Annotated in this window: 27 protein-coding genes and 1 pseudogene; 9 read left to right on the plus strand and 19 right to left on the minus strand. The window is 51.2% G+C overall.

Features of this window, described 5'->3' with window-relative positions; all coding sequences use genetic code 11:
* The first annotated feature begins 385 nt into the window (after positions 1 to 385).
* From mobV to DWZ76_RS03510, 5 genes and pseudogenes are all read left to right on the plus strand, one after another.
* Entirely contained in the window at positions 386 to 1351 is a 966-nt protein-coding gene (gene mobV, locus DWZ76_RS03490) for a MobV family relaxase (protein WP_001820668.1), read from the plus strand.
* Between the two features lie 8 nt (positions 1352 to 1359).
* Entirely contained in the window at positions 1360 to 2214 is an 855-nt protein-coding gene (locus DWZ76_RS03495; protein ID WP_000743700.1) for a ParB/RepB/Spo0J family partition protein, read from the plus strand.
* Between the two features lie 45 nt (positions 2215 to 2259).
* Positions 2260 to 2490, plus strand: a complete 231-nt coding sequence (locus DWZ76_RS03500; protein WP_001206986.1) for a PC4/YdbC family ssDNA-binding protein — start codon at positions 2260 to 2262, stop codon at positions 2488 to 2490.
* Positions 2490 to 2753 (plus strand): hypothetical protein, encoded by a 264-nt coding sequence (locus tag DWZ76_RS03505; protein WP_000253176.1) that lies wholly within the window; start codon positions 2490 to 2492, stop codon positions 2751 to 2753. Before DWZ76_RS03500 ends, DWZ76_RS03505 begins: the two co-directional genes overlap by 1 nt.
* Before the next feature lie 54 nt (positions 2754 to 2807).
* Positions 2808 to 2999: pseudogene (locus DWZ76_RS03510) on the plus strand (recombinase family protein); the annotation flags it as partial.
* Between the two features lie 63 nt (positions 3000 to 3062).
* On the opposite strand, the gene DWZ76_RS03515 reads toward DWZ76_RS03510, so the two are convergent.
* The 7 genes from DWZ76_RS03515 to DWZ76_RS03550 form a co-directional block, all read right to left on the minus strand.
* Complete coding sequence (locus DWZ76_RS03515; RefSeq protein ID WP_002569190.1) at positions 3063 to 4739, minus strand: recombinase family protein; 1677 nt, start codon at positions 4737 to 4739, stop codon at positions 3063 to 3065.
* Positions 4740 to 4839: 100 nt separating this feature from the next.
* Positions 4840 to 5067 (minus strand): transposon-encoded TnpW family protein, encoded by a 228-nt coding sequence (locus tag DWZ76_RS15395; RefSeq protein ID WP_004613661.1) that lies wholly within the window; start codon positions 5065 to 5067, stop codon positions 4840 to 4842.
* A gap of 417 nt (positions 5068 to 5484) precedes the next feature.
* Positions 5485 to 5745 (minus strand): helix-turn-helix domain-containing protein, encoded by a 261-nt coding sequence (locus DWZ76_RS03530; RefSeq protein ID WP_002569189.1) that lies wholly within the window; start codon positions 5743 to 5745, stop codon positions 5485 to 5487.
* The gene (locus DWZ76_RS03535) at positions 5726 to 6166 is read right to left on the minus strand and encodes a sigma-70 family RNA polymerase sigma factor (RefSeq protein WP_002569188.1); all 441 of its coding nucleotides are present in this window, start codon (positions 6164 to 6166) and stop codon (positions 5726 to 5728) included. Before DWZ76_RS03535 ends, DWZ76_RS03530 begins: the two co-directional genes overlap by 20 nt.
* Before the next feature lie 101 nt (positions 6167 to 6267).
* Positions 6268 to 6453: a hypothetical protein gene (locus DWZ76_RS03540; protein WP_009243795.1), complete on the minus strand. Its 186-nt coding sequence runs from the start codon at positions 6451 to 6453 to the stop codon at positions 6268 to 6270.
* A 250-nt stretch (positions 6454 to 6703) separates the two neighbouring features.
* Complete coding sequence (rlmN, locus tag DWZ76_RS03545) at positions 6704 to 7693, minus strand: 23S rRNA (adenine(2503)-C(2))-methyltransferase RlmN (protein WP_002569187.1); 990 nt, start codon at positions 7691 to 7693, stop codon at positions 6704 to 6706.
* Between the two features lie 23 nt (positions 7694 to 7716).
* Complete coding sequence (locus DWZ76_RS03550; protein WP_002588768.1) at positions 7717 to 7896, minus strand: cysteine-rich KTR domain-containing protein; 180 nt, start codon at positions 7894 to 7896, stop codon at positions 7717 to 7719.
* A 384-nt stretch (positions 7897 to 8280) separates the two neighbouring features.
* On the opposite strand from DWZ76_RS03550, the gene DWZ76_RS03555 reads away from it, so the two are divergent.
* The 4 genes from DWZ76_RS03555 (at position 8281) to DWZ76_RS03570 (ending at position 10853) form a co-directional block, all read left to right on the plus strand.
* Complete coding sequence (locus DWZ76_RS03555; protein WP_002569186.1) at positions 8281 to 8634, plus strand: helix-turn-helix transcriptional regulator; 354 nt, start codon at positions 8281 to 8283, stop codon at positions 8632 to 8634.
* Positions 8635 to 8901: 267 nt separating this feature from the next.
* A complete protein-coding gene (mobC, locus tag DWZ76_RS03560; protein WP_002585086.1) occupies positions 8902 to 9231 on the plus strand; it encodes a plasmid mobilization relaxosome protein MobC in 330 nt (109 codons plus the stop codon).
* Entirely contained in the window at positions 9192 to 10538 is a 1347-nt protein-coding gene (locus DWZ76_RS03565) for a relaxase/mobilization nuclease domain-containing protein (protein ID WP_002585087.1), read from the plus strand. The genes mobC and DWZ76_RS03565 overlap by 40 nt, the downstream gene beginning before the upstream one ends.
* A 63-nt stretch (positions 10539 to 10601) precedes the next feature.
* Positions 10602 to 10853, plus strand: coding sequence for a helix-turn-helix domain-containing protein (locus DWZ76_RS03570; RefSeq protein WP_002585088.1), 252 nt, complete (start codon positions 10602 to 10604; stop codon positions 10851 to 10853).
* Positions 10854 to 11030: 177 nt separating this feature from the next.
* Here the strand turns inward: DWZ76_RS03570 and DWZ76_RS03575 are convergent, their stop codons facing one another.
* The 12 genes from DWZ76_RS03575 to DWZ76_RS03630 all read right to left on the minus strand — a co-directional run bounded on the left by DWZ76_RS03575 (position 11031) and on the right by DWZ76_RS03630 (position 25274).
* On the minus strand, positions 11031 to 11396 hold the full coding sequence (locus DWZ76_RS03575) for a cysteine-rich VLP domain-containing protein (protein ID WP_002585089.1): 366 nt from the start codon (positions 11394 to 11396) through the stop codon (positions 11031 to 11033).
* Complete coding sequence (locus DWZ76_RS03580; protein WP_002569181.1) at positions 11393 to 11599, minus strand: transposon-transfer assisting family protein; 207 nt, start codon at positions 11597 to 11599, stop codon at positions 11393 to 11395. The genes DWZ76_RS03575 and DWZ76_RS03580 overlap by 4 nt, the downstream gene beginning before the upstream one ends.
* 2 nt (positions 11600 to 11601) lie before the next feature.
* Entirely contained in the window at positions 11602 to 12555 is a 954-nt protein-coding gene (locus DWZ76_RS03585; protein WP_004607964.1) for a hypothetical protein, read from the minus strand.
* A 3-nt stretch (positions 12556 to 12558) separates the two neighbouring features.
* Positions 12559 to 15885: an antirestriction protein ArdA gene (locus DWZ76_RS03590; RefSeq protein WP_002585091.1), complete on the minus strand. Its 3327-nt coding sequence runs from the start codon at positions 15883 to 15885 to the stop codon at positions 12559 to 12561.
* 239 nt (positions 15886 to 16124) lie between these two features.
* Positions 16125 to 18215, minus strand: coding sequence for a DNA topoisomerase 3 (locus DWZ76_RS03595; protein WP_074033657.1), 2091 nt, complete (start codon positions 18213 to 18215; stop codon positions 16125 to 16127).
* Between the two features lie 15 nt (positions 18216 to 18230).
* Positions 18231 to 18419, minus strand: coding sequence for a hypothetical protein (locus tag DWZ76_RS03600; protein WP_002585093.1), 189 nt, complete (start codon positions 18417 to 18419; stop codon positions 18231 to 18233).
* Entirely contained in the window at positions 18416 to 19117 is a 702-nt protein-coding gene (locus DWZ76_RS03605; RefSeq protein WP_002585094.1) for a DUF4366 domain-containing protein, read from the minus strand. Before DWZ76_RS03605 ends, DWZ76_RS03600 begins: the two co-directional genes overlap by 4 nt.
* A complete protein-coding gene (locus tag DWZ76_RS03610) occupies positions 19110 to 19388 on the minus strand; it encodes a DUF4315 family protein (protein ID WP_002585095.1) in 279 nt (92 codons plus the stop codon). Before DWZ76_RS03610 ends, DWZ76_RS03605 begins: the two co-directional genes overlap by 8 nt.
* Positions 19389 to 19422: 34 nt before the next feature.
* Positions 19423 to 21492, minus strand: coding sequence for a CHAP domain-containing protein (locus DWZ76_RS03615; protein ID WP_002585096.1), 2070 nt, complete (start codon positions 21490 to 21492; stop codon positions 19423 to 19425).
* A 35-nt stretch (positions 21493 to 21527) separates the two neighbouring features.
* Positions 21528 to 22487, minus strand: coding sequence for a site-specific DNA-methyltransferase (locus DWZ76_RS03620; protein WP_002585097.1), 960 nt, complete (start codon positions 22485 to 22487; stop codon positions 21528 to 21530).
* Entirely contained in the window at positions 22484 to 24922 is a 2439-nt protein-coding gene (locus tag DWZ76_RS03625; protein ID WP_117534033.1) for a VirB4-like conjugal transfer ATPase, CD1110 family, read from the minus strand. Before DWZ76_RS03625 ends, DWZ76_RS03620 begins: the two co-directional genes overlap by 4 nt.
* Positions 24873 to 25274, minus strand: coding sequence for a PrgI family protein (locus tag DWZ76_RS03630; protein ID WP_002569171.1), 402 nt, complete (start codon positions 25272 to 25274; stop codon positions 24873 to 24875). The genes DWZ76_RS03625 and DWZ76_RS03630 overlap by 50 nt, the downstream gene beginning before the upstream one ends.
* Positions 25275 to 25404: the final 130 nt, after the last annotated feature.

Raw genomic sequence — 25404 nt, forward strand, 5'->3', positions numbered from 1 at the left:
ACTCGCCCTTTTCGGTCGTGTAAAACCACCCCTGCGGTCAGAAAAATCATTCCGATTTTTCCGACTGCGTTTACAGGGTGTAACACACTACACTTTGCCCTGCAAAGTCGTGTGCCAGACGTTCCCTCTGGACTCCCTTAAGGCAGGGCTGTGCCCTGCTATCCTACGCCTTACGGCTTCGGATAAAAGAATGGCGGCATGACGGTGACGGCTCTTGCGAGGGGGGTATCCCAAAAACACCGTCATCATCGACATGACCGTCATGCAGGGGGTGAGGGTGACAGTTGCGGCAGTCGGCAGGGGGTATCCCAAAACTGCTGTCACCACCGTCACCGCTGTCACCCCAAAGGACGGTCACCCGCCGAAAGAAAGGAGGAATCCGCCTATGCCTTATGCAATCCTGCGTTTCCAGAAACGAAAAGCGGGCGGCGTTGCGGCTTGTGAACGCCACAACGAGCGGAAGAAAGAAGCCTACAAAAGCAACCCAGATATAGATATGGAACGCTCTAAAAACAATTACCATCTCATAGCACCACCAAAGTACACCTACAAGAAAGAGATTAACCGCATGGTAGCCGAAGCGGGGTGCAGGACAAGGAAAGACAGCGTGATGATGGTGGAAACGCTCATCACAGCTTCACCAGAATTTATGAACCAGTTACCGCCCGAAGAACAAAAAGCGTATTTCCAGACGGCTCTTGACTTCATTTCGGAGCGTGTTGGAAAGCAGAATATCCTCTCCGCTGTCGTCCATATGGACGAGAGAACGCCCCATATGCACCTCTGCTTTGTGCCGATTACGCCAGACAATAAGCTGTCAGCGAAAGCTATCTTAGGCAACCAGAAATCATTATCCGAGTGGCAGACCGCCTACCATGAGCGGATGTCCTCACGGTGGAATCAGCTTGAACGGGGGCAGTCCTCAATGGAAACCAAGCGGAAACACGTCCCCACATGGCTCTATAAATTAGGCGGCAGGCTTGATAAACAGTATGAAGAAATCGTGTCTGCCCTATCCGACATCAACGCCTTTAACGCAGGGAAGAAAAGGGATAAAGCGTTAGATTTACTCTCTGCATGGCTGCCAGACGTGGAGAAATTCTCTAAGGAAATCGGGAAACAGCAGGCGTATATCGACAGTTTGAAAGAGAGAATTGGGCAGGAATCAGACTATGCGGGGCGTATGCGTGATGAAAAGTACGAGCAGGAACTAAAGGTGCAGAAAGCGAATCAGAAGATATTTGAATTGCAGAGAACCAACGAGCAGATGGGGCGGCTGCTGTCAAAAATACCGCCCGAAGTGTTGGAAGAATTGCAGAAAAATCATAGAAGCAGAGCGAAAGAAAGGTAGATATGTGAATGAAGAAACAGGATTTTAAGGTGTTAAAGACCAAAGACTTGTACCCGTTCCCCGACAATCCGTTTCATGTGGCAGAAGATGAAACACTGTCAGAGTTAGCGGAAAGCATCAAGGAATTTGGCATTGTCACGCCGATAATCACACGCCCGAAAGAGGACGGGGACGGTTATGAAGTGATTGCAGGACAGCGGCGTGTCCGTGCTTCTGAACTTGCAGGGATAAATACCGTGCCTGCGTTTGTCCTGCCCTTAGACCGTGACCGAGCCATCATCACCCTTGTAGACAGCAATTTGCAGCGTGAGAATATCCTGCCATCGGAGCGGGCGTTTGCTTACAAGATGAAATCCGAAGCCATGAAGCGGCAGGGTTTCCGCACAGACTTAACCTCGTCACAAGTTGTGACGAAGTTGCGGACGGACGACAAGGTGGCACAGGGCTTCGGCGTGGGCAGGATGACCGTGCAGCGTTTTATCCGCCTGACGGAACTGATACCGCCGATTTTGCAGATGGTGGACGAGGGGAAAATCGCCCTCACGCCTGCGGTGGAACTGTCCTTCTTGAAGAAAGACGAGCAGGAAAACCTCTTTGCCACGATGGAGAGCGAAGAAGCAACGCCCTCACTCTCACAGGCACAGCGGATGAAACAGTTAAGCCAGAGCGGGCGGCTTGACATGGATACGATATTTGCGATTATGACGGAGGAAAAGGGCAACCAGAAAGAAACCTTGAAAATCAACACAAGCAAGCTGAAAAAATACTTTCCGAAGAACACAACGCCGAAGCAGATGGAGGAAACCATCATCAAACTTTTGGAGCGTGAGTTGCAGAGGAAACGCAACCGTGACAGCCGCTAATCTTCTTTTTTCGGGAAGTAAATACAGAGAGTTGAGGTATGGAGAATGAGAGAAATCCAGTATGAAATCGTAAAGGAAATCGCAGTATTGTCTACGGGCGACAGTGGCTACACAAAGGAAATCAATCTCATTTCATGGAATGGGAAAGAGCCGAAGTATGACATCCGCAGCTTTTCCCCGAACCGTGAAAAGTGCGGCAAGGGAATCACGCTGAACGCTGATGAAGCGGCGGCACTCCTTAAAGCATTACAGAAAGAATTAAACAGCGAGGATTAATGGTATCTGATTGGCAGGGCGGGGACATTTCCAAACTCTTCCCTGCCCTGTCTGGAAAGGAAGATTTAAGTATGGGCGAGGATAAGAAAGCAGATAAAAAGAGAAAGCGTATCGTGCCAAAAGCACCAGTGCAGATGATAATCAGCCGTGAATATGTCGGCACACAGACCGTTACAGAAGCGTTTGTCCCGATTATCTCCGAGGATATTCGGAAGAAGATTGCCGAGGGCGACACCTTCGACAATGAGGGGCTGTCCGCTTAGAATGTACGCAATGGGACATGAAAACAGATAGGACAGATACGGAGGTTTTACAGTATGGCAGGAATAAGAATGGAGAACAAGATTTATGAAGTCGGCATGTACTGCCGCTTGTCAAAAGACGATGGCACGGATAACGAGAGTGCGAGCATTGCGACACAGAAATCCATCCTCACGGATTATGTGAAAAAGCAGGGATGGCACTTAGCAAAAACGTATGTGGACGACGGTTACTCTGGTACAAATTTTGTTGAGGTAAGATAACGATACCTTTTTTGCAGAGGGTGTTATCTTACCTCTTTTTGATGTATGTTAGATAGCATAACTCTTTACGTCGGCTCCTATCTGTCTGAAATAGGAGATACTTTCGGTAGGCTTGTCACCTGTATCAACTCTGCCGACAAAGCTATAAAAGATTTCGATTTTGCGGGTGTTCGTTTCCTTATCCAGTTCGTGAATAAGAATACGGTCAATAAATTCATGGACGTTTTCGTAGGTCAGTTCTTCAATCGCTGTGTATCTGCGTACCAGTGCGACAAACCTTTTTACGTCCGCGCTGCGCTCGGTGGCGTTGTCGATTTCCTGTGACAGCTCCGCAATCCTCCGGGTCAGCGTCTTTTTTTCTTCATCATAGCCGGAAGTCAGAAAAGCAAATTGTTCATCTGAAAGTTTCCCTAAAGCGTTGTCCTCGTAGAGCTTGCGGAATAAGATGTTCAGCTCGTTAATACGGTTCTGCGCCTTGTCAAGCTCTTTCCGCTGCTGTGTCAGCGTCTTTTGTACTGCCTTTGCGCTGCACTCGTTGGCTGTTTCGATAAACTCCTGTTCATGCTCTTTCACATAAGACGTTACTCGCTGCAAGTCTGCAAGGACAAGTTCTTTCAATACGCTTTTGCGGATATAATGCGTAGTGCAGAGCATATCATTTCTTGCCCGGTTGCGGTAGTTGCCGCAAGTGTAGGCGTGTTTCCGTTCAAGCGTCCCGGCTCCGCGTACTGCATACATTTTGTAGCCGCAGTCCCCGCAAAAGAGCAGCCCGGAAAACAGGTCAATTTCATCAACCTTTGTCGGGCGTTGCCGGGTGGCAATCCGCTTCTGTGCAAGTTCAAAGGTTTCTTCATCAATCAAAGGTTCGTGAGTGTTGGGGAAGAAATACCTTTTTTCCTCCGGGTTCTTTTTCGTCTTTTTCGACTTATAAGATACCTTGTAGGTTTTCCCGGTTATGGTATGCCCTAAATATTCTTTCCTTGTCAGAATGTCGTACAGCGTCTTATCCGGCCAGTTGTACCATGCGTTGAGCTGTGGGCGGGGGTGGCGTTTGCTCCCTGTCCTGCGGTAGCGCAGTTCCCCGACGGTCAGTATTTCATTGTCCCGCAGCCAGTTCTGGATTTCACACATACGGTCGCCCCGTACATACATTGCAAAAATCTGTTTTACGACGTGCGCCGTTTCCGGGTCGGGTATCAGATGATTGCGGTTATCCGGGTCGATAAGGTAGCCGTAAGGAGCTTCGCCGTTGACGCGCTCGCCTTTCTGCGCCTTTGCCTGTTTGACAGCCCGGATTTTCTTTGAGGTGTCGCGGGCGTAAAACTCGTTGAACCAGTTCCGCAGAGGGGTAAACTCGTTATCTTCCCTTGCTGTGTCTACACCGTCGTTAATGGCAATGTAGCGCACTTCATATTCGGGAAAGACAATCTCTATCAGCTCCCCGGTTTTCAGATAATTACGTCCCAGACGGGAAAGGTCTTTTGTTATGACGGTCGCCACGTTCCCGGCTTCAACCTCATGCAGCATGGCTTGAAGCCCCTCACGCTCAAAGCTCACGCCGGAAAATCCGTCGTCTACGAAAAAGCGCGTGTTGAAAAAGTGGTGTTCGTCAGCATACTTTTGTAAAATCAGTTTTTGGTTCTGTATGCTCTCGCTTTCCCCGGCTTGCATATCTTCCTGGCTCAATCTGCAATATAAAGCGGTAATCTTGTCTGTCTGTAACATTTTGTCCTCCTTTCCGACGACAGACAAGCATGGTATTTGTACTGTCTATATTATACCACATACCGCTGCCTGTGTCATGTATAAAATGTGAAGAAACGCCCTATTTCCGGGCGTTTGCGGGGTTCAGTTCCATGTCTTTGCGAATGAGTTTTTTTATCTTTTTATCCAGTGTGTCCGTTGCGCGTTCACTTGCGGACGAACATACAAGGTAAGTAACTTTTCCTATTTTATGCTCCGTTGTGGTAACGGGCGTTTGGTTTTGCGTCAAAGAAAATCCCCCTTTCTTTCGCAAACATATAATATAGTCTATGAATAGCAGCAAGTCCACTATTCAATAAAACAAAGGCTTTAATCGGACGGTTATTAGCATAACCTCATGGGAATTTCACCCCGGCATGGTTCTCATGCCGCCCTACCCATTGCCTGCGACGCTCTTAACGCTCGGACTGTGGCTGTAAGGAAGTATCATTGTATATTCTGCGCTGTCGTCGCCCGCAAGCCGCTACACTTGCTTTCCGGCGCGGTGTTGGTCGCTCGGCTGTCCGGGCGGGGTAATCCCTCCCGGATAGTGTCATGGCGCACCCGCCGTATGGCTCGGCGCAAAAGGAACGTATCCGATTTGCCCTATGCTGCGCCGCCGTTATCTTGCGCCGCTTTCTTTGTCAAGGTTCAGAATGGCTTTGCTGCCGCGTCAGCAGCGGAACGGAAAAGGGGGAGAGAGAAAGCGTCCCGCCGCCGCTGCGGTTTATTCCTCTGCCTTAAAGGTGAGGACAGCCATCATCAGTTTTGCTTGCAGCCGTTCCCGAATGTCGTGGTCTACGCCAAAATAGACGTTCCCGCGCTCGTCGTACAGCTTCCGCATGGAGAGGCGGGCTATGTAGCCGCTGAAATGCTGCAAGACAATCTTCATGGCGTCCGGGTCGCCCTTTGTCGCTGCCACAATGACAGGATAAGGAACAAGGGCATTTTCCGGGTAGCCGGGTTCGTTACCATTCGTCCCATTCATCAGCATTTTCCTCCAGATATTTTCTTAATTTCTCAAAAGAGCTTGTCCGCCTGTACTGTATCGTGCTTCTCGACGTGTTGAACAGCTCCGCAATCTCGGTATCGTTCATTCCCTCGAAGTAATACAGCAATATGGCTTTGCGCTTTTCTTCCGGCAAAGTACGGATTGCTTCAAGAAGCAGCTTTGGCGTGATTTTCTTCCCGGCTTTCTCAAAGACGGTTTCGGCGGCTTCACGTTTGAAATATTCATCAAACGTATGAAGCTGCCGCGCTTCGTCTAAGGTCATGTCGGAAAAGGTCACTTCCTTTGCCTTGTGTCTGCGAAGTTCTCTATGGGTGTCGCAAGCTTCATTGTGCAATACCGTATTACAAAACTTCTGAAAAGCACACTGTTTGTAAAACTCCCTGCTATTAGGTTCCACATTCTCACCTCCTTTCTCGTTGGAAAGTTGGTGGTGCTTCCCCCCTTTTCGCGGGGCAATACGGCGTTTTTCAAAAACGCCGAAGATTTTTTGAAATTTCTTCAAAAATTTTTTGAACGTACAAAATGCGCCCGTCCGAAAAGCCCGGACGGGCGCATAGGCATTGTAAGCAGTATCCAGATGATTAGACAGTTCATATATATAAGCGTAGTTTCCCCCGGTGGTGGGCGGGCTTTTTTTGATAAGTCAATAACTGTCGGATTTTGTCGATATGCTTTTTGCTTCATGGCGGCTACCTCCTTTAGCCGCCGATTTCAACAGTGATACCGCGTCATTTCATTAGAAGATAAAAAGAAACGGCGGCTTTGATTTTTCAAAGCTGCTGCGGAAATCAAAGAACGACAAGCAACAGTTCTGATTTTGCTCCAATATGGTTATTAGGGGCACAAATTAAAATCAAAAAAGAGCCGATAACAGCAGTATTTCAAACTGCATATTATCGGCTCTGCGTCTGTGCGTCTGGCTCTTTTAATTAAATTATTTCTGTTGTTTTTTGGCTTTATTATATGTATTAGCTAACTGTCCACAAGCTGCTTTAATCTCTCTACCATGAGAAACTCTCATGGTAACTTCAAGTCCTGTTTGCTCTAATTGATGTTTGAACGCAACCATTTCTTGTTTTTGTGGTGCTCTAATTTTTGAATTACTCGTCGGGTTGTATTGCAGCACGTTAATCATAACATTTTTGCCCTTAAACCATTTTGCAAGTTGCCTTATATCTGAGGAACGGTCATTTATACCTGGTAAAAGCAAATACGCAAATACCACTTTTCGATTATGCCTTTGAGAATAGGACAATGCTTGCTTAACAACATCTTCAATAGCGTACATGTGCATATGAGGAATGATACAGTTTCTCGCAGCCTGTGTTGCTGCATGTAAAGATATTGTCAACTGAATTTTTAGATGTTCTTCGCGCAATTTTTTTAATTGATTAACTGGACCAACTGTTGATACGGTAATGCCGTCGGTTGGAAAGTTAAGTCCATTTCTATCTCGAAGAATATGGATTGCTGCAATCAAGTTGTCGTAATTGAATAAAGGTTCTCCCATTCCCATAAAAACGATACGATTTACTTTTTGACGTATCAATACAACCTGCTGCACAATTTCAGACGGTGTTAGATTACGAACAAAACCATTGCGTCCGGACTCACAAAAAATACAGCCAACAGAACAACCAACTTGCGTACTTACGCAAACAGTCCCACCATCTCGCCGTTTAATAAAAACCGTTTCAATATACCTGTTATCTTTCAATTCATAAACATACTTTTCAGTATCGCTACTTTTATAGACTTTTTTTGTTGATATTGATAGATTTTCTTTGTGAAATGGCTGTTTATACAATTCCGTATATAAGGCTCTTGCTTTATCCTCTCCAATTACTTCCGACATTTCTTTGTAAGTAAATCCGTATGGGTCATTCAATATTTCCGTAGGTGTACTTTTAGGTAAGTGTTTCATTTAAATATCCTTCCTTTTCAAAATTAAAAAGTTTGTTTTTCAGAGTTTTTGATTATGATTTCTAGTTTTTCAACATCAACGATATGCGTTAATTTACATTTAGGGCAGAAAAGAGGAAAATTTCTTAATACCGTATTATAAAATACTTGAACCCTCGTCTTTCCGTTACAAATTGGACATTTTATCCAATATTTTTCAAGCATAATATTTCTCCTTTTGCGCAAAAAAATGCAGGTCAATTCTCAACATGAGCATTGACCTGCATTTATACATATAATACTACAACAAAATTAAGGCATAGTTTTTATACTATGTCTATACGTCGTTAGTTTTGTTGTATAGCATACGCAAAATAAGCATGACAAAAAAGCCCATATTGAAAATGGGAAAAATCTTTTTTGATTTCAATGCTTATCGAATACGCATGCTATGTAACATAAACATTCCCCCCCTTTTATATAATATTATATACAAAAGCAGCTTGTTGTCAACATATATATATATGAATTATTTTGGCTAACTGATAGAACTACGTAGACATATCCAAGAAGAAAGGGGAACAGTAAAATGTAATAGGGTGAATAACTATGGCAAAAAGACCAGTACCACGATACGACTTTAAGGCTTTTGGGGCAGCGATAAAGGCAGCGCGTGAGGGATGCAAGGAGAGCCGCAAGAAAGTAGGCGACGAAATGTTTATCTCGCCGCGCTACCTTGCGAACATTGAGAACAAGGGGCAGCACCCAAGTTTACAGATATTCTTTGAGCTGATACAGCGTTACCATATATCCGTAGACCAATTCCTTTTAGAAACGCCGCCGGAGAAGAACACGCAGCGGCGGCAGCTTGACGCGCTTCTTGACGGTATGAGCGATACAGGCATACGGATTGTAACCGCAACGGCAAAGGAGATTTCCGAAGTCGAAAAAGAGGGCGAATAGGAATGTCCGACTTAAAACTGAACAGGATTTAGAAAGCGTTGTAATCTTTTTTGAGGTTGCAGCGTTTTTCTTTTGCGTAAGTTTGGCAAAATCGCTTTTTCTCCGTAGTAGGTGATAAGAGCCTAAAGGATAAAAACATTCGTAGCAAGCATAGGAAGCGGGTACCCACTTCCGTATTTTCCCCTCCCGCGCTGCGGCGCGTCGGTTGAAAATTGCTTGTTGGGAAGTGTCCCAAACCCTCGGAACGGAAAGGAAAGGAGCGAATACATGAACGGACGCAAAAGAACGGTGCAAATCAAATTCAGAGTGACGGAAGCGGAACGGGATTTAATACTGGAAAAAATGAAGCTCGTACCCACCCGGAACATGGCGGCATATCTGCGGAAGATTGCCATTGACGGGTATATCATTCAGATAGACCATGCCGATATAAAGGCAATGACCGCAGAGATACAGAAAATCGGTGTCAACGTCAACCAGATAGCACGCCGCGTAAACGCGACGGGGAACGCATACCAAGAGGACATAGAGGAAATAAAGGGGGTGCTTGCGGAGATATGGCGGTTACAAAGATTAAGCCTATTAAAAGCACTCTAAGCAAAGCCCTTGACTATATCGAAAACCCGGACAAGACGGACGGAAAAATGCTTGTGTCCTCTTTCGGCTGCTCCTATGAAACGGCAGATATTGAATTTGAATATACCTTGTCCCAAGCACTCCAAAAGGGGAACAATTTAGCCTTTCATCTGATACAGTCCTTTGAGCCGGGGGAAGTCGATTATCAGAAAGCCCATGAAATCGGAAAGCAGCTTGCCGACGCGGTAACAAAGGGGCAGCATGAATATGTACTCACGACGCACATTGACAAAGGACACGTCCACAATCACATTATTTTCTGCGCCGTAAATTTCGTAGACCACCGCAAATATAATTCCAACAAAAGGAGCTATTACGGCATACGGAACATGAGCGACAAGCTGTGTCGGGAAAATGGCTTGTCCGTCGTCGTTCCCGGCAAGGGCAGCAAGGGAAAGAGCTATGCGGAGTACCAGGCAGAAAAGACGGGTACAAGTTGGAAAGGCAAGCTAAAGATTGCCGTTGACGCGCTTATCCCCCAAGTTTCCAGTTTTGAGGAATTGTTGCAGCGGTTACAGGCGGCGGGCTATGAGATAAAGCCGGGGAAATATGTGTCATGCCGCGCCCCCGGACAGGAACGCTTCACCCGTCTTAAAACCCTCGGCGCGGATTATACAGAGGAAGCCATAAGGGAACGGATAGCGGGCAGACGGGCAAAGGCGGCGAAAGCCCCCAGAGAGCAGCGCGGCGTTTCGCTGCTTATCGACATTGAGAACAGTATCAAGGCGGCGCAGAGTAAGGGCTATGAACAGTGGGCGAAAATCCACAATCTGAAACAGGCAGCAAAGACCATGAATTTCTTGACGGAACATAAGATTGAACAGTACGCGGATTTAGTCAGCCGGATTGAAGAAATGGCAGCGGAAAGCGGACAGGCGGCAGACGCATTGAAGGACGCGGAAAAGCGGCTTGCGGACATGGCGGTGCTTATCAAGAATGTTTCCACCTACCAAAAGACAAAGCCCGTCTATGACGCATACCGCAAGGCAAGGAACAGGGAGAAGTACCGCGCCGGACAGGAACAGGCGATTATCCTACATGAAGCCGCCGCAAGGTCGCTGAAAGCGGCGGGCATTGCAAAGCTCCCGAACCTTGCCGCGCTGCAATCGGAATATGAAGCCCTCCAAGCGCAGAAAGAAGCCCTTTATGCCGACTATGGGAAGCTGAAAAAGAAAGTCCGGGAATACGATATTATCAAGCAGAACATTGACAGCATTTTACAGGCAGACAGGCAGCCGGAACGGGAAAAGGGAACAGAGCGCGGATAAGGATAGCAAAATCCCCGCCGCTGTGCTATGATAGGGCTATCAAAAAGCAGAGGAGCGTTGAGCATGGAAAACCAGAAAATGCCGGAATATGAAACCATACGCGCCGCCGTTGCCGGGGAAAAATGGGCGGTGGAGAAAGTCGTGGAGTGCTACAAGGACGAAATCGACAGGCTATCGACGGTAGCGGTCAGACAGCCGGACGGAAGCACGAAACAGGAAATCAACGAAGATATGCGCCAGTCCATCACAAAGAAGCTGATAGAAGCCCTCCCGCAGTTCCCGCTTGAAGAAATGGAAAAGGGAAATGTCAGATAGGCAAAAAAAGAACAGGGCGCGGAAGCCAGTATATGACTTCCGCGCCCTGTCTTTTTATGGGTGCTGTTTTCGTGAATGTTACGCAGTAGAACGCCATTTTTGGGGGTAAAGGTATAAAGTATCGCCTATCCGATTTTCACGCCCGGAAAGCCCTGTAAATCAAGGGATTTTCCGCGCCTACTGCGTAACAGGGGCGCGTCTTTTCCTCATGCGCTCGGCGGCTTGTCTGCGGGTGATACGTTTCCGGCAGACGGGGCAGTATTTGACACTGTTAGAGGTTGACGCAAAGAACGCGCCGCACTCGGTACATTTCTTCTTATCCCCTGTCTGGTAAAGCTCCGCATAAAGCAGCCTGTCGGCGGGAAGCACCGCAACCCGGAACCACTTGCAGAGAAGCGAATAGGAAATGAGCTGCGGACATACGCACTCGTCCCCGTCGTCCAGTAAGATACAGTTCCCGTTATCATAATTGCAGCACGTCCGGCGCACAAGGGCGTTGACTTTCCGGCTCTGGGGCGGCGTCAGCCGCTTAACCCCGTTCATACTTCATCAGCGGCGTAAATGGGAAGCTCTGCAAATTCCGCTTCGGTCAAAGCGTCCACTTTGGAAAGGGTGCGCTTTGCAAGCTCCCGCATATCCGCGTCCATGTAGGGCAGCGCGGCGTTGACATTCTCAATCAAAGCCCGCTTGCCGCCCTCGTTGTAAATGCTCAAAAGGTTTGTTTCTTCAACAGTCAGTCTAATCATGCTCATACCTCCATATCGTGATTTTTTGTTTTTGCCGCCGCCTTTTTCGGGGCGGTCTTTGCCTTGTCTGCTTTAAGCTGCGCCCGGATAGAGGGGCGGGGCTTCCTTATCTCCCTGTCCCGGTTCTCCCCCTTGTCAATCAGCGCATACGTCCCATGTCTGCCCTCGATTTTGGAAAAGGAAAGGGTCTTGTAGGGCAGCATGGAGAAAAGGCGGTCAGTGTCCTTTGTGGCTGCAAGCCGCATGAACGCCGGGGAAAGCTCTGCCATGAAATGGGTCTTGTTCGGGCTGTTCGGCTCGTAATGCCGCTTCATTTCCCGCACAATGCGCCGCGCTTCCGTTTCAATCAGCCCGTCCCGCAAAGCTGCGATATGCATTTTGAAATCCCCCGGCGAAAGCTGCTCCCGGCTGCGCCGTTCTTCCTGTAAGAGCGATTGCAGCGCGTCCGGGTCGTTGGGTACGGCTTCAAAGCGTTCAAATTTCCCAAGCTGCGGGTCTGGGGTTCCGTCAAAATATCTCCCGGCTTCCTGTACCCTTTCCCCATGCTCATAAATCAGCTTCACCGTATCGGCGGGCAGCTCCTTTTCCTTGACGCGCTCATAATGTTTAGAGTAGTCCAGTTCGTACAGATTGCCCTTGATTTTCCCGCGCTCCTTTCCCGTCAGCTCGATTGCATAGGCAAGAACGCGGTCGCTTGTCTGCTCCATGTAGAAACGCCATGTGTTGTGGGGCGCGGTGTCTTTGAGGAAAACGTCGCGCTCCCGGAAACAGTGCGTCCCGGACGGGCGGCAGAACCACAAAAGTGTTTTGTCCTCCCTGTGGGGGCTTGCCGCCGCCTTTGCGATAATCTCTTTGTCAATGTCTAAGTCGCTCTGGTAAAAGCCTGTGTTCTGCTTCATAATCGCTTCAAGGGAAGCAAACAAATCCATGTTTTCAAATTTGCTCTGTTCCGGCATGGGTCAGCTCCTTTCCAAGTCCTGTGACTTCTGCTTTGCGTTTTTCTTCTGTGCCTTTTCCTTGTCGGCTCTAAGCTGCGCCCGGATAGAGGGTTTCTTTTCCGGCTTCGCTCCCTTGCCGCGCTCCTTGTCGGCTTTGACAGCGTTAGCCAGGTCAACAAGGGAAATCTGCTCGCCCGCCTTTACCTTTGCTTCCAGTTCGTCAACGGTGGGGGTGTTGTTGATGATACCGTCAATCATGTTCCCGTTCTGCTCTGTGGTCTGCTCGGCGGTTTTCAAGGGATTGTCCCGCTGCGCCTGTTCTGCGGCAACGGCAAACGCCCGCGTCCCATTCCCCATAATCAGATACTTTCCGTCGTCCGACTGGTGGTGAAAGCCATATCCGGCGGCTTCTATCTGCTCCCGGCTCATGGCGGTCACATGGAAAGTCCCCCTCGGTGTCTTGACAGTTTCGCCCGTTTCCAAGTCGTCCGGGGTAAGCTGCTTTTGCTCCTGTAAAAACTCCGGCACTTCCCGAAAACCTACACTGTCAACGAAATGCGCCGCGTCCTGTCCGTCCTGATGAAGCACTACCACGTCGGAAACGGAAAGGCTGTGTCCCTTAAAATCTTTGGGGTGGTCGATATTGAAACAGGTGTAAATATCTTCAAGGGAAGTTTCCGGCGCAAGGGGCGCGGAATAGACAAGCTCATAGTTCGCCCTGTCAACCACATTTCCCGCCGCCTGCAGGCGGTCGTAAGGCTCAAAGCGGAAATCCCTTGTTTCGTCCCCGCCCTTTATCTGGTAAATGGAAAAGGTGTCTTTGTCCTGTCCGGCGGTCTGCGCCGTTTCCTGTGCCTTTGCGTAAAGCTGCTTCACGTCGCCCTCGGTCAGCTCGCCGCTTTTGAGCTGCCCCATAAGCTCGCGGCATTTCTCCGGCGTTCCCGTATAAAGCACGTCGCCCATTTTCGCCCGCCCGTTCTCCTGTGTCACATAGGCTTGCAAGAGGTAGCTGTTTTCCCGGCTGTCGCTGTAAAGGTTCCGGCGCACTCTGTAAATCGTTTCCGGGGTAAAGGCTTCTTTCGGGGCTGCGCCCGCTTTTTCCTGTGCGCCGGATTTTCCCGGTGCGGCTGCTTCCGGCTCCGGCTTCTCCGGCGCGGCTTCCTGTCCCTCTCTGGTGGGCTGCTCCTGTCCGGCGGTCTGCTCCTTGTCCTGTGCCTTTTGCAGCTCCGCTAAGTTCTCGTCTATGGAATTGATAATCTCGGCGGCTGCGCTGCGTATCGTTTCAAGGGAGCTTTTCAGCTCGGACAGCTCCCGCCCGCTGCTCCACCCGGCGACATAGCCGAAAGAGTAGTCCGACGTGTCAAGCCCGTAATGTTGGCAGACAGTATAGGCGACGCTTTCCGCTTCGACTTCGCGGGTGCGGCGGTCAACGTGGGGCTGCTGCTCGTCCTTTGGCGCGTTGAGGTCAATGTCGTGCAGCTTCGCATGGGCGATTTCGTGAATAGCGGTCTTTAAGGTCTGTAATTCGCTCATGCCCTCGTTGATAGCAATGCGCTTGTCCTCCAAGTGGTAGTAGCCATGAGAGCCGCCCTCGATATTCTCAAAGGCGATAGGAACGGGGGAAGTCTTTTCAAGGGCTGCGAAAAAATCCTTGTAGCGGTCAACGTCGCCTGTCAGCTCGTCAACCGCAATGTCCGGCAGCTCCTTTCCCTCGGTCTGGGAAACGTCAAAGACGGATACCACCTTGTAGGCGGGTATGGTGACTTCCTTTTCCTCGGTGACGGGCTTCCCGTCCTTGCCGATAACGGGCTTCTGCGTGTGCGGGTCGATTTTCTGCATTTCCTGTTTGATTTTATAGGGTGACGGAGCAATGATTTTAATTCCCTTTTGCCCTTTCATCACGTTTCGTTCAAAGTTGTTCTTCCAAGCGGAAAAGCCCGCCACAAGGGAAGCGTCCGGCTTCTGCATGGCGATAAGGACGGTGTTTCGGAAGCTGTAATTATGGAATTTTGACATGACTTTCAGATATTCCCGGTAACGCTCGCTGTCAAAGAGTTCCGCAATACCCTGTTCCAGACGGTCGGTAATCTCTTTGAGCTTTTCGGCGGGCTTCTCGCTCGTCAGCACGATAGGGATAACCGGGCGCGGCTCCTGTGGCTGCTCTGCGGTCTGCGCCGTTCTCTGCCCCGGCGCGGCTGCGTCCATTTCTACCTTTGACGGGTCGGGTCTTTCCGGCTGCGGGGGCTGCGGCGTTACCCGGTATTCCTCCGGCACGTCGCGCCCGTCGTACCATTCTGTAAAGGTGTTGCGGTTGTTGTAGATATAGCCCTTTTCGGTAAACATACCGTCGTCGTTAATGGAAGCGTCCCGCCCGTATTCCTCATACATGAAATACTTTTTCGCTTCTTCGGGAAGTTCCGGTTCTTCCAGTTCATCAACCAGATAACGCCCGTATTCTTCTTCATTGTGGACGGACGGATAAATCCAGTAGCAGTCAAGGTTCTGTGCAAGGTTGATAATGTCCTGTAAGCTGTCGGCATGGTCGCCGTATTCAATGGCTGCAATGAATTTCTCCCGGTCGTCGTCAAACTGCATTTCCAAGAGCTTCCCTAAATAGTTCAGCTCGTCGGGGTGGGAATACTCGCTTAAATGCTCCGTCAAGCCGGGGATAGTGGATTGAAATTCTGTGAAATGCCATTCCTCATAGTGCTTGAAGTCAATCCCGATACGGTCAAAGACTTCTTTCAGATGTTCGGCAGTCGTGGGGAATGTCACCCATTCGCCCGCGGGTCTGCCCTCGGTGTACTTCCCAAGATTGGAAAGATAGCCGCTTAAAATCGGTTCTGCCATTTGTTCGCTCCTTTCTTTTTCAATCATGCGGTGCATAAGCTCAAAATCCTCAATGCTCATGCTCCCGTCAAATACATAGGGGTTAAAATCCTCCCCGTCCCGGTAGGGCTTTTCGGAAAAGGGAAGCCCCGCTTCATGGGCGGCTGCCCTCGCTTCCTCGATAACCTCCGGGGGAAGCCTGTCGTCATGCGCTCCGATAAAACCGTCAATGTCGTTCATGCTGTTTTCGTAGTGGTAACGCACTCCGGCGGTCAGCTCGTCAAGGCTCATGTCCTCGCCTAAATGCCCGCAATAGTAGCCGTTTAAGATAACGGCGGCGGGGTCAATGCTTTTTATTTCCTCTAACCGGCTCCTGTCCTCCGGGTAGAGCGTATCGTCCATATCAAGATGAAAATATTCCGCGTTCCATGAACGCCCCTGTTTCCAGAACGCCACCCATGCGATACCGTCCCTAAGCTCGTCTTGATAGTCCTTTACGGTGTCCCGTAAACTTGCCATAGTGAAAAACCTCCTTTCTCTGCGGCAGCGTCATAAGCTGCATTTTTTGGCTGCATGGTCTACTACGGGTACGCCCGCATTTCTGCCAAATATTTTTGAAAATTTTTAGAGGGTGAAGCCCTCCGCAAAAGAGGGTTTGGGAAACTTCCCAACAAGCAAAATCCCCGTCCGGCGCGTCAGCGTCGCAACGGGGATTTACGGAAGTGGGTACCCGCTTCCTATGCTTGCTATTCAAGTTTTTAGTTCTTCTGTACTTCGATACGGTAGTTGACGTATTTTCCGCCAGTGTCAGCCAGAACGATAGTTCCGTCGTAGGTCTTGCCTGTTTTCGGGGAGTAGAGCTTCTTTACATTTGCCTTGCCGGATTTAAGGAGCGCGGCGGCAATCTTCGCGGAAAAAGCGGTCTTGCGTTCCTCGAAAAAGCGGTCGTTCTTCCACATGACAAAGGCACATTCTTTGTTGCTGCAATAATAGTTTTTCTTCCCCTCATGGACGGGGGAACCGCAACGGGGGCATTTGCCGACAGAGGGCTTTTCCTCCCGGAACAAATCCTTTTTCCCGTCAAGTGCTGCGGCGTGTGTCCGCACAAGCTCCCGCGCCATAGCTTCAATGCCGGACAGAAATTCGCCGGGGTCTGCGGCTCCCTTTGCTATCTGCGTCAGATTGTTTTCCCATTCTGCGGTAAGCTGCGGGGAAGTGAGCATATCCGGCAAGATTGATACAAGGGCGGCTCCATTCTGCGTGGGGATAAGCTGCTTGCCTTTGCGCTCTGCAAAGCCGCCCTTTACCAGTTTTTCAATGACGGCGGCGCGGGTGGCGGGAGTGCCAAGCCCCCGGCGTTCCGCGTCCGGGTCGGTGTCCCCGTTCCCGGCGCGTTCCATAGCCGACAAAAGGCTTGCTTCGCTGTGGGGCTTCGGCGGCGTTGTGATATGCTCCGTTACTTTTGCGGCGGGGTTAGGAAAGCCCTGTCCCTCGGAAAGCTCCGGCAGCGTCACGTCTGCATTTTCCCCGTCCTCCGCTTCGGGCTTATCTTTCAGCGTCGCCCGGTATCTGCGTTCCATCTCTTTCCAACCGTCAGAAATAACAGTCTTTCCCCGCACCGTAAACTCCGTATCGGCGCATGAGAAAACCGCCGTAACCGCTTCAAAGATATGCGGCTCGGCGGTGGCAAGGAGCAGACGCGCCCCCGCAAGGGTGAGGATATTTCTCTCGCTTTCCGGCAGCGCGTCCGGGTCAGCCTTTGCAAGCTCCATAGTGGGAATGATTGCGTGGTGGTCTGATACTTTTTTACTGTCTGTTACCTTTGCAACCTCCGGCGTGAAGTCCGCGCCCGCCATAAAGGGGAGCTTTTCGCAAAGCAGCGCGATAATGCCCGCTGCGGTGCCGCCCATGTCGTCAGTAAGAAAGCTGCTGTCCGTCCTCGGATAGGTAAGCAGTCTTTTTTCATAAAGGGCTTGTGCAAGGTCAAGGGTCTGTTTCGCGGTGTAGCCGAAAATGCGGTTCGCTTCCCGCTGCAAAGAGGTAAGGTCAAAGAGCTTCGGCGGGGCTGCGGTTTTCTTCTCTCTGGTAAGGGAAACGCATACCGCCGTTTCTGTTTCGCAAGCCCCTTTCAGCGCGTCGGCTTCTGCCTTGTCTGAAATCCTTTCGCTTGCCGCTTCCGCGCCGGATAAATCAAGGCGAACATGATAATATTTTTCTTTCTGGAAATGGGAGATAGCCGCGTCCCGGTCGGTGAGCATTTTTAAGGTCGGGGTCTGGACGCGCCCCACGTTCAAGGTCTTTCCATACAGGCAGGAGAAAAGCCGGGTGGCGTTAATGCCGATAAGCCAGTCAGCCTTTGCGCGGCAGAGGGCAGACGCAAAGAGCGCGTCGTAGTCCCGCCCGTCTTTGAGGGAAGCAAAGCCCGCCTTAATCGCCCCGTCCTCCATTGAGGAAATCCACAAGCGGCGCATGGGCTTCTTGCAGCCCGCCGCTTCGTAGACAAAGCGGAAAATCAATTCTCCCTCGCGCCCCGCGTCGCAGGCGTTCACCACTTCGGAAACGTCGGCGCGGTGCATAAGCTCTTTTAAGGTCTTGAATTGCTTCCCCTTGTCCGGGTCAACGGCGTACTGCCATTCCTCCGGCAGAATGGGTAAGCTGTCAAAACTCCATTTTTTATATTGCTCCCCGTAGGCGGCAGCTTCCGCAAGCTGTACCAAATGCCCGACGCACCATGAAATGAGGTAGCCGACGCCCTCGATATATCCGTCTTTCTTTTCCTTAACGCCAAGCGCGGCGGCGATAGTCTGCGCCACGCTCGGCTTTTCTGCAATCACAAGTCTAAGTGCCATGAAAAAATCCTCCTTTCAGCGTTCCGGCGCGGTGTGCTTCTTCTCCTGTGCCTGTTTCAGACAATAGCCGATACAGGGGGATTGCGCCTTATAAGGGCAGCGCACACACGCCGGGGATTTTGGAACGGGCGGCGCACTGTCACGCCGCCCGGTGGGTCTTTGTACCATCATTTTTTCCAAAGGATTTTCGGTGAAAAGCCTCATGCTTCCTCGTCCTCCTGTTCTTCATCAGAAAGCCCGTCCCCCTCGTCCTCGTCGTAATCGTCAAAATCGAAATCTTCAAGGTCGGTGTCGCCCTTGACGTTCTGCTTTGGCTTCATAAACTTAAAATAATAGAACGCGCCCCCGCCGCCAAGAAGTGCCACGACAAGGAAAAGCACAAGCCCGCCTGTATTGCCTTTCTCTTTGGGCTGCTCTGTTGGTTTCTCGGTTTCCGGCTCCGCTTCCTTGCCACTGCAAGCGGTCATGTTGTCCTTGCAGACAGGGCAGCTCACATTTACCTTTCCGGCTTCGCATTTATCGGTGCAACTGCAAACGGCGGGCGGGGCTGCTTCGGTGCTTCCGTCCTCCATAAGTGCTAAGAGGTCGGCTTCGTCCACTTGATTAAGGAAATGTACGGTGTCCTCGCCCTCGTCGTCCCGGTCAATGAGGATATAAAAGTAATTGCCGTTTTTGGTCGTTACGGTGATAAGCTGCTTGTTGCCGCCGAAATCGTCTACAAGGGTCGCGTTCCCGTCCGGGGTAAGGGGTTCTTCCTTTTGGGGTTCCTCGTAGACAACGCCGCTGTCGTTGGTGTCGTCCTCTCCCTCCGGGGTCTGTGCAAAAGCGGTGACGGAAAAGCCGCCCATAAGTACAAGGGCGGCGCAAAGTGCGGTCAAGGTTCTAAGGATTTTCTTATTCATTCTCGGTGTCCTCCATTTCTTCGGTGTCATGGTCTGCGGGTTCTGCGGGGTAGCCCGGCGCGGCTTCCATGCCCGGAATACCGCCCCCGGAAAGCATAGCGGAAAGCTCATGCGGGGAAAGGCGCATGGAGCGCACAAGCTGTACGATTTGCAGGTTTTCCGCTTCGGTTTTCTGCGCTTCAAGCCCCCTTAATTTGTTCTGGTACTCGGTGATTTTCTCGCGGGTCTTTGCAATCTCCCTGTCGATACGTTCAATTTTGTTCATAGCCATAAATAAATTTCTCCTTTCTTTGCTCAAAAATATGTTAATTCCAGTTCATCAGCCCATAGCCTTTGATACAGGAGTAATTGACGGGGTAGCTCTTTATCTTGCAGGCGTCGCCGGAATTGCCCTCGACGGTATAGACGCGCTCCCCGTCCGTTCCGATAACAAGCCCCACATGGTCTGCGCTCCCGTCCCCGTCCCAGTCGAAAAAGATAGCGTCGCCGGGGGCGATATTCTCATAGCCCCTCGCGCCCCATTGCCCGCGTGACTGGAACCAGGGTACGCCCTGTGACTGGCACCCGGCAAAGCGCGGCTCGCTCTTTCCGGCTTGATTGTAGCACCATGAAACGAAACAGGCGCACCATTCCACGCGGCTGTTAAATCCGTACCAGCTCCAAAAGGGTCGCCCGCCCACGTTGCCGACTTGCCGCTTTGCAAGGTCTACAACGGCGGTGTTGCCGGGGCGTGTGCCGTTTACAAGCTGTACGCCGCTTAAATCCTCGGACGCGCCCATATCGGGGGAGCCGCCGCCGAAAATCAGCGGTTTGTTTCCGCTTGTTTCCAGATAGACGCGGTACATTTCAAGCTGCTGTGGCGTTAGAAGTTCCTCCGCAATCTCGGAAATGGGCTTGTTCGTCAGCTTCACATTAAGGATATGGTACTCGTAGGGTACTTCCTCGGTGGTCGTTTCCCCTGTTTCCGGGTCGGTGCTTGTTTCTGTGCGGTAGCGGATTTCCGTTTCTTCCGTCAGCGTCAAGGTGTACTGCATGGCAAAGACGCGGTTTAGTTCTGCCTGTGCGCTCTGCGGGGTGTAGGTCTGTAAAAGGGCGGTGAGGTAGGACGCTAACTCATGGGGGTTATGCCCGATACTGTCAAGGTCATAGCGGTATTCGTCATAGCCGGGGTGGGTGCTTTCGATATTGTCAATCTGCTGCTGAAGCTCGTTTTCCTTTGCGGCGTAATTGTTCTCCGTCGCCACAAGGTCGCTGTCCTCCGACGTGTAGGAAGTCCCAAGTATGCCGTTCATCAAGCCGGAGAACATGGAGCCGCAAGAGGAAAGCCCCGCCGATACCATGATGAATAAGAGCAGCGCGGCAACGGCGATACATACGCCCGCCGGGTGCCGCCCTACAAAAGCGATTGCCCGTTTGGTTTCCTCGGCGGTTTTCTTTGCCGCTTTCCTTGTATTCTCCGCTGCCTTTTTTGCTGTGGCTGCGCCCCCTTTTTTCGCTGCCTTTGCATACTGCCGCTTGATTTGCTGCTTCTGCATGAAGCGGGAAAGGGGATTGCTCGCAATCTGCGGATTGTCATGTAAGGCTTTGTGGTACTGGAAATCCACATTTGCCTTGAACGCCGCTTTCTCTGCCTTTGCCGCCGCCCGGTAGGGTTTCAGCTTGTGGCTGCGGTAGCCCTCCTTGACTTTCCTCGCCCCGTACTTTGCGCCGCGCTCTGCCAGTTCTTCGGATTTGTGCGCCCCCTCAACGCCGGAATTGTCCTTTTCAACGGAATGTATCTTGTTGTGGACGAAAATACCCGCTTCCTGTGCGGGGCGGGATAGCGGGTTATTGTGGGGCTTATTCTTTCCTATGGGCTTTTCCCGTTCCTCAAAGCGTAGGCGGGTCTTGCCTTTCCCGGTAGCTTCGTCAAAGGTGCGCTCCCGTACAAGTTTCTTTTCTTTGGGGATAGCCGCCTTTGCCGCGTCCAGACGGTCGGCTGCTTTGTCCGATTTTCGGATATACTTTTCAAGCTCCGGCGTTGCCCGTTCCTCGTCGGTAAACTGCAAGCGGGAAGATTTTTCTTTTGCTGTGGCTTCTGCCTGTGCTTTCCTCGCCGCCTTTTTGCTCGCCTTTCTGGTACGCGCCCCGTCGATACGCTCCAAGACGCGCTCGGCTGCGGCGGTGTCCTGTTCCCGTTCTGCCCCCGGCGCATGGGGAAGTGGCGGCGTGTCGGTTAAGGGCGGGGAAGTTGCGCCGCCCGGTAGGGGCTGCGCTGCCTGTTCCGGCGGCTGCGGTGCTTCGGTCTTTGCAAAGTCCGCGTCCCTTATCCGCTTGCTGATACGTTTCTTTTTCCCGGTGGCGGCGTTTACCTCGACAGCCCCCTCGCGGGTCATTTTCTGCGTGACTTTCTCACGCGCTCGATACTGTTTTATTTTTCTGTCCCTCCAATCCGCGCCCTTGCAAGGGCGCAATACTCGGCGTTTATCTCAATGCCTATATAATGCCTGTCAAGCTGCCTTGCGGCTGCCCCCGTCGTGCCGCTGCCGAAAAAGGGGTCAAGCACAACGCCGCCTTTCGGACAGCCCGCCTTGATACAGGTTTCGGCAAGTTTTGGCGGGAACGCGGCGAAATGCCCGCCCTTGTAGGGAACGGTATTGATAAGCCACACGTCCCGCCTGTTCCGCATGGTCGGCATGAGGGCTTCGTCGTAGTAGCTGCCGCTTCGCGCCCGGTTAAGCCCCTGTACTTTCCCCTGTCCGGGTATTTCGTCCGCATATTTCTGTCCCGCGCTGCGCCCGGTGCGGTACCGCGCCGCCGTTGTGGGGGCTAACGGCTCGGCTATGGCGGCTGCGTCATAGAAATATTTCTTTGACTTCGTAAGCAGAAAGATATGTTCATAGCAGCGGGTAGGGCGGTCTTTCACGCTCTCCGGCATGGGGTTTTCTTTCTGCCAGATAATGTCGCTCCGTAAATACCACCCGTCAGCGCGTAGGGCAAAGGCTAAAAGCCAAGGGATACCGATTAAGTCCTTTTGTTTGCAGCCGGAAACGCGGTTGTTTCTTGCAATCTGCTGTCCGTTTCTGCCTTTCGGGTTCTTCGGGTCTGCATGGTAGCCTTTATTTCCTGTGCCGCAGTAAGTGTCCGCGATATTCAGCCAGAGCGTACCGTCAGAACGCAGTACCCGGCGCAGCTCGCGGAAAACCTCGGTCAGCCTGTCAATGTACTGCTCCGGCGTGTCCTCCCGCCCAATCTGCATATCAAGCCCATAATCTCTAAGCGCATAGTAGGGCGGGCTTGTGACGCAACAGTGTACGCTTTCCTCTGGAAGCTCCCGCAAGGCATAGAGCGCGTCGCGGTTGATGATGGTGTCAGTTTTCAGCCCGTTCATGCTTCGCCTACTTCCTCCGGCTTCGTCGTCATTACCCGGTAAAGCTCGGTGTCTTTCGGGAAGCGGTCTACAAAGGGCAGCACCACGTTCCCGTAGAAGATAAGCCCCTCGCCCGCTTCGGTGTGGGTGACATATTTCATCTGCTGCGGGGAGATGTTGAGCTGCTTTGCAAGGATAGCCCGGTCGCCCGCCGCCTGATTGAGCATGAGGACAAAATCAGAGTTTTCAAAGATATTCTCCACTTCGCGGGAAGCAAGCAAATCCTTGACATTCTGCGTAATGGCTGTGGGTATGCCGCCCCATTTTCTGAAACGCTTCCAGATTTCAACGGAATAGGCGGCGGTCTGTTCCTCTTTCAAGAGAAGATGAAATTCGTCCATAAAATACCGGGTGGATTTCCTTTCTGCCCGGTTGACGGTGACGCGGTTCCATACCTGGTCCTGCACAATGAGCATACCTAACTTTTTGAGCTGCTTCCCAAGCTGCTTGATGTCAAAGCAGACAAGGCGGTTGTTCAGCTCCACGTTGGTACGGTGGTTGAATACGTTAAGGCTCCCGGAAACGTAAAGCTCCAATGCCGCCGCGATACGCGCCGCTTCCGGCTCCGGCTGCTTCAAAAGCTCGTCGTAGAGGTCGCCCAAGATAGGCATTTTCTCCGGGTCGGGGTCTGCAAGGAAAGGGCGGTACACGTTCCTAACAGCGCGGTCAATGACGGTCTTATCGACAGGCTGCAAGCCCTCCTTACCGCCTATGACAAGCTCGCAGAGGGAGAGGATAAAGTCGGATTTCAGCGCAAGGGGGCTGTCGTCCTCGGAATAGTTGAGGTTAATATCCATAGGGTTCACATACTGGGGCTTCCCGTCAATGCCCTTGCCCGTAGGCGATAACCGTATCACTTGCCCGTCAAGCCGCTGCACAAGGGAAAAATACTCTGCTTCTGGGTCGCAGATAATAATGTCGTCGTCTGTAATGAGGAAAGCGTTTGTCATTTCCCGTTTGGCGGCAAAGGATTTCCCGCTTCCCGGCGTACCCAAGATTAAGCCGTTGGGGTTCTTTAGCTGCTTGCGGTCGCAGAGTATCATGTTGTTAGACAGGGCGTTCAAGCCGTAGTACAAAGCCGCGCCCGTCTGGAAAAGCTCCTGTGTGATAAAGGGGATAAAGATAGCGGTGCTTGACGTGGTAAGCCCTCTTTGAATGGGGATAAGGTTCTCCCCAAGCGGTACAGAGGACATAAGCCCCGCTTCCTGTTGGTAGTCAAGGCGGGTTAAGGCGCAGTTGTTCTTCTGTGCTATGCCCGCCGCCGCGAATACGTCATTTTCCAGTTTCCGCTTCGTGTCCGCCATGTTCACCACAAGGAACGTCAAGAGGAACATTCTTTCATTCCGGCTCTGCAAGTCCTGTAAGAGGTTCTTCGCTTCGCTGCCGAACGTGGCAAGGTCGGACGGGATTATATCCATGTCATAGCCGCTGCGTACCGCTTTTTTCTGTTCCTCGATTTTCATTTTGTCAAGGTCGGTGATTTTCCGCTTGATTGTCTTTATGGCTTCGGTCTGGTCGATACTGTGGATATGCAGATTGACGATAACGCCCGTTTCCAAGTCCAGAATATCCGATAAGATACGGTCGTTTAACTCCGGGGCAAGGATTTCAAGGAATGAAACCGCGCCGATTTTGCGCCCCATGCGGAAATAACGCCCCTCGCCAAAACGGAAAGAGGACGGGGCGATAAAGTCCTTTGTGGAAAGCCCGGACGGGGCAAGCCAAGAAAAATCAAAGGAAAACTGCCCGCCCTCCGGGTGGAAAATGCCATGCAGCATTTTAAGGCGTTCATAGCCTGTCATGGGGCGGGCAGCTACGCCCAAGAGCTTAAAGTTGTTCAGCACGTCCGTTTCGATACGGGCAAGGCGGGATTTCGCCGCGCCCAGACTGTCGGCTTCAATGGCAAAGGTGATATACTTTGCCTTGACAAGCCCGTTGTTGCCCTTTGCAAGCTGGTTTTTCAGCATATCCCGGTATTCTGTGCGGATAGAATTGAAAGCGTCCTCCTGTGCCGGGATATTGACCGCCTTTTCCGCTTCGCCCCGCTGCGTCCCCTGATTGATGAAAGAAAGCTGCACCGAAACGGAAGCGTCAAAGTAGTTTAGGAAGTCGCACCAGTTCTCAAAAATGGCGGTCTTGTCGTCTGCCTGTGCAAGCTGATAGTTAATATCTTCAAAGGCGACGGTCTTTGAGTATTTGCGCTGCGTAACCTTGCAGATACCGTCCGGGTACATCTGGATATAGGGGATTGTCTGCTGCGCGGTGTGCGCTTTCCCGTCGCCCTTTGCCTGTCTGATGATTTCCGCAATCTGCTTTTTCTCGGCGCGGGTGAGCTTGCGGGGCGGGTTAGGCTTTGCGCTTCCCGCCGCGCTGTTTCTTCGTGTTTCCTTTTGCAATCGCTGATACCTCCTTTTCAAGTTTTCTCTGCCGTTCTAAGACGGAATAAAAGTTGTCTGTCCTGTATGGTCGTTCTTTGGGGGCTATGAATTTTGTCTGAATGATGTTCTTCACCACCACTTCAAGGGGCTGTCCATGCTTCTCATACATGGCAAAGAGGAAACAGGGCAGCATGACGGCAATCATAGCCATAGACGCAAGGCTGGTGCCTGTGCTGTCTTTGAGCAGAAAGAAAAGCGGCAAGCCGAACAGGAGAGCCGCCGCAAAACATACAATCTGCCGTTTGGTAAGGTTGAACGCTACTTTTGTCTTGACTTTGGATAAGTCTTTGGGTACGGGTACATACGCCAAGTGAAAACCTCCTTTCTCTGGGTTTGGTGTTGCTGTAATTTTCCATAAGGGTAATCAAGGCAAAGGTCAATCTATGCCCTTTGCCCGCCCGTATTATATGGGGGTTATCCGCGTCAAGGTCGGGTCGTAT

It is taken from the genome of Clostridium sp. AF35-15, assembly GCF_003477745.1.
Taxonomy (GTDB): domain Bacteria; phylum Bacillota; class Clostridia; order Lachnospirales; family Lachnospiraceae; genus Otoolea; species Otoolea fessa.

Excerpts from the sequence above, each read along its gene's own strand:
- DWZ76_RS03580 (WP_002569181.1), bottom strand. The coding sequence starts at position 11,599 with ATGATTAGACTGACTGTTGAAGAAACAAACCTTTTGAGCATTTACAAC.
- DWZ76_RS03550 (WP_002588768.1), bottom strand. The coding sequence starts at position 7,896 with ATGCTTGAAAAATATTGGATAAAATGTCCAATTTGTAACGGAAAGACG.
- DWZ76_RS03565 (WP_002585087.1), top strand. The coding sequence starts at position 9,192 with ATGGCGGTTACAAAGATTAAGCCTATTAAAAGCACTCTAAGCAAAGCC.
- mobV (WP_001820668.1), top strand. The coding sequence starts at position 386 with ATGCCTTATGCAATCCTGCGTTTCCAGAAACGAAAAGCGGGCGGCGTT.
- DWZ76_RS03605 (WP_002585094.1), bottom strand. The coding sequence starts at position 19,117 with ATGAATAAGAAAATCCTTAGAACCTTGACCGCACTTTGCGCCGCCCTT.
- DWZ76_RS03585 (WP_004607964.1), bottom strand. The coding sequence starts at position 12,555 with ATGCCGGAACAGAGCAAATTTGAAAACATGGATTTGTTTGCTTCCCTT.
- DWZ76_RS03615 (WP_002585096.1), bottom strand. The coding sequence starts at position 21,492 with ATGACCCGCGAGGGGGCTGTCGAGGTAAACGCCGCCACCGGGAAAAAG.
- DWZ76_RS03500 (WP_001206986.1), top strand. The coding sequence starts at position 2,260 with ATGAGAGAAATCCAGTATGAAATCGTAAAGGAAATCGCAGTATTGTCT.
- DWZ76_RS03530 (WP_002569189.1), bottom strand. The coding sequence starts at position 5,745 with ATGAATGGGACGAATGGTAACGAACCCGGCTACCCGGAAAATGCCCTT.
- DWZ76_RS03540 (WP_009243795.1), bottom strand. The coding sequence starts at position 6,453 with ATGAAGCAAAAAGCATATCGACAAAATCCGACAGTTATTGACTTATCA.
- mobC (WP_002585086.1), top strand. The coding sequence starts at position 8,902 with ATGAACGGACGCAAAAGAACGGTGCAAATCAAATTCAGAGTGACGGAA.
- DWZ76_RS03595 (WP_074033657.1), bottom strand. The coding sequence starts at position 18,215 with ATGGCACTTAGACTTGTGATTGCAGAAAAGCCGAGCGTGGCGCAGACT.
- DWZ76_RS03515 (WP_002569190.1), bottom strand. The coding sequence starts at position 4,739 with ATGTTACAGACAGACAAGATTACCGCTTTATATTGCAGATTGAGCCAG.
- DWZ76_RS03590 (WP_002585091.1), bottom strand. The coding sequence starts at position 15,885 with ATGGCAAGTTTACGGGACACCGTAAAGGACTATCAAGACGAGCTTAGG.
- DWZ76_RS03495 (WP_000743700.1), top strand. The coding sequence starts at position 1,360 with ATGAAGAAACAGGATTTTAAGGTGTTAAAGACCAAAGACTTGTACCCG.
- DWZ76_RS03505 (WP_000253176.1), top strand. The coding sequence starts at position 2,490 with ATGGTATCTGATTGGCAGGGCGGGGACATTTCCAAACTCTTCCCTGCC.
- DWZ76_RS03620 (WP_002585097.1), bottom strand. The coding sequence starts at position 22,487 with ATGAACGGGCTGAAAACTGACACCATCATCAACCGCGACGCGCTCTAT.
- DWZ76_RS03575 (WP_002585089.1), bottom strand. The coding sequence starts at position 11,396 with ATGAACGGGGTTAAGCGGCTGACGCCGCCCCAGAGCCGGAAAGTCAAC.
- DWZ76_RS03610 (WP_002585095.1), bottom strand. The coding sequence starts at position 19,388 with ATGGCTATGAACAAAATTGAACGTATCGACAGGGAGATTGCAAAGACC.
- DWZ76_RS03555 (WP_002569186.1), top strand. The coding sequence starts at position 8,281 with ATGGCAAAAAGACCAGTACCACGATACGACTTTAAGGCTTTTGGGGCA.
- DWZ76_RS03570 (WP_002585088.1), top strand. The coding sequence starts at position 10,602 with ATGGAAAACCAGAAAATGCCGGAATATGAAACCATACGCGCCGCCGTT.
- DWZ76_RS03600 (WP_002585093.1), bottom strand. The coding sequence starts at position 18,419 with ATGAGGCTTTTCACCGAAAATCCTTTGGAAAAAATGATGGTACAAAGA.
- rlmN (WP_002569187.1), bottom strand. The coding sequence starts at position 7,693 with ATGAAACACTTACCTAAAAGTACACCTACGGAAATATTGAATGACCCA.